Source organism: Archangium sp., assembly GCF_036389735.1.
Lineage (GTDB): Bacteria > Myxococcota > Myxococcia > Myxococcales > Myxococcaceae > Archangium.
The window spans coordinates 1-2341 of record NZ_DASVWK010000432.1 but is presented as its reverse complement, the minus strand read 5'-3'; the positions used below and the strand labels follow the sequence as shown (position 1 = coordinate 2341).

Below are 2341 nucleotides of genomic sequence, written 5' to 3'. Positions count from 1 at the left end.
AGCACCGGCTGCTCAACGCCGAGCCCGCGTCGGACTTCGACGCCCACCGGCTGGCCCTGTGCGCCGAGGCCCTCCAGCACTTCCTCGAGGCCTCGGGCGAGCTGGCGCTGACGCACGCGGTGGCCAGCCCCGCGGACGAGGGTCTGCCGCCGCTGGCGCTGGCGGGGGTGGCCATCAACGTGCGTCCGGAGCTCCTCCTGCGCAGCGTGGACCGCCATGGGGGGATGCGCTCGGGGCTGCTCAAGCTCTACTTCTCCAAGCACACGCCGCTGGACGAGGCCTCCGGGCAGTACATCGCCACGGTGCTCCAGCTCTTCGCCGAGCAGAACCTGAAGCAGCAGGGTGAAGTGGACCACCGGCTGGTGCGCGTCTTCGACGTGTTCGCCGGCAAGGTGTTCGTGGCGCCCAAGGCCCAGCAGCGACGGCTGGGGGACGTGCACCTGGCGTGCGAGGAGATCGCCGCGCGCTGGGGCATGAACTGAGCCGAACCGGGGGCCTCGAGGGACCCGAAGATTCTGCGCATGATTTTCCGGGTCCCTGGCTCAAGAGGGGAGGGGGCTCCGCCATTGCATCTCGCAAGCCTGGCCTCCATCGGGGGAAGACCACATGCGCCATACGACTGCTCCTGCCGTACTGCTCGCCGCCTCCCTGGTGGCCTGTGCCACGGGGGGGAAGAACTTCGACACCTCGAGGCCGCTCCAGCTCGATGGTGGGACCTACCGCCAGGGCGACCAACCCCTCCTGATGTCCGACCTCGAGGACAAGCTCGCGGCGCATCCGGCCGCCAGCTCCCAGATGGGCGGCTATCAGGCCAAGAAGTGGACCGGCTTGATTCTCGGTAGCGTCGGCGGAACCCTTGTCGGGTGGAACCTGGGCAACAACCTCACCAGCCGGAGCAGCAGGCAGGACTGGACGCCCGCCCTGGTGGGTGCCGGCGCTATCGCCCTCGCCATTCCGTTCGGCCTCATGGCGGACGGGCAGCTGCGCTCGGCGGCGGAGAGCTACAACGGCAGCTTCACCCAGCCCCAGTCGAAGGTGCTGGGCGGTGCGCTGCCTTTCATTGCCGTCCTGCCCCAGCCAGAGGGCGGCAAGCAGTGCCTCGCAGGCGTCACCATGACCTTCTGACCTCCCCTCCACGGGTGAGTCCCCAACATCCCGACGAACAACCCCGGGGCGAGGGGGCATTCGCGCTCCGCCCGCCCCGGGGCACGTGCTAAGCGGAGGGCCTCAGCTCAGAGGAGGAACCCGTCGAATGAAAGTGCTCATCGCCGCCGTGGTCCTCGCCCTCGGAGCTCCGGCGCTCGCCCAGCAGCAAGAGGCGAAGCCCCTGGAGCCCGGGCGTGAGGCGCTGGCCATCCCCTACGAGAAGTACACGCTGCCCAACGGGCTCGAGGTCATCCTCGCGCCGGACCGCAAGCTGCCCGTGGTGGCCGTCAACATCTGGTACCACGTGGGCGCCTACCACGAGCAGCCGGGCCGCACCGGCTTCGCCCACCTCTTCGAGCACATGATGTTCCAGGGCTCCAAGCACGTGCCGGACGACGTGCACATCGGCCTGCTGGAGCAGTTGGGGGCCACGGATCTCAACGGCACCACCAACTACGACCGGACGAACTACTTCGAGACGGTGCCCAGCAACCACCTGTCCACGGCGCTGTGGCTGGAGAGCGACCGCATGGGCTTCCTTCTGGACGCGCTGGACGAGAAGAAGCTGCGCACCCAGCAGGAGGTGGTGAAGAACGAGCGCCGCCAGGGCGTGGAGACGCGCCCCTACGGGCTGGGGATGGAGAAGCTGTGGAAGGCGCTCTTCCCGGCGCCGCACCCGTACCACGGGAAGATCATCGGCTCGATGGAGGACCTGGACGCGGCCACGGTGGAGGACGTGAAGGACTTCTTCCGCAAGTGGTACGCGCCGGCCAACGCCACGCTGACGGTGGCGGGGGACTTCGACCCGGCGGAGGCACGCCCCCTCATCGAGAAGTACTTCGGCACGCTGCGCAGCGGCGCCAGGCCGGACAAGCCCCAGGTGGCCGAGGTGAAGCACACCCGGGAGCAGATCATCCGCCACGATGAGAAGGTGGGCACGCTGCCCATGGTGACGCTGGCGTGGCTCACCCCGCCGTACTTCTCCGAGGGAGATGCCACCGCGGACGTGCTCGCCAACGCGCTGGGCACGGGCAAGTCCAGCCGCCTCTACAAGCGCCTGGTGATGGAGAAGGGGCTGGCGCAGAGCGTGAGCGCGGGCCAGCAGAGCCTCGGCGCCCAGTCCGTCTTCACCCTGGAGGCCACGGCCCGGCCCGGCGTCACCAGTGACGCGCTCGCCCAGGAACTCGCCGCCGTG

The 2341-nt window shown here is 69.1% G+C and carries 3 protein-coding genes; all 3 read left to right on the top strand.

Annotation, left to right across the window (positions count from 1 at the left end; translation table 11 throughout):
* Positions 1-482, top strand: a 482-nt coding sequence (locus VF794_RS15585) for a hypothetical protein (RefSeq protein WP_331111157.1), incomplete at its 5' end; no start/stop codon positions are given.
* Positions 483-606: 124 nt separating this feature from the next.
* A complete protein-coding gene (locus tag VF794_RS15580) occupies positions 607-1125 on the top strand; it encodes a hypothetical protein (protein ID WP_331111155.1) in 519 nt (172 codons plus the stop codon).
* A 127-nt stretch (positions 1126-1252) separates the two neighbouring features.
* On the top strand, positions 1253-2341 hold a 1089-nt coding region (locus VF794_RS15575), incomplete at its 3' end, for a pitrilysin family protein (protein ID WP_331111153.1).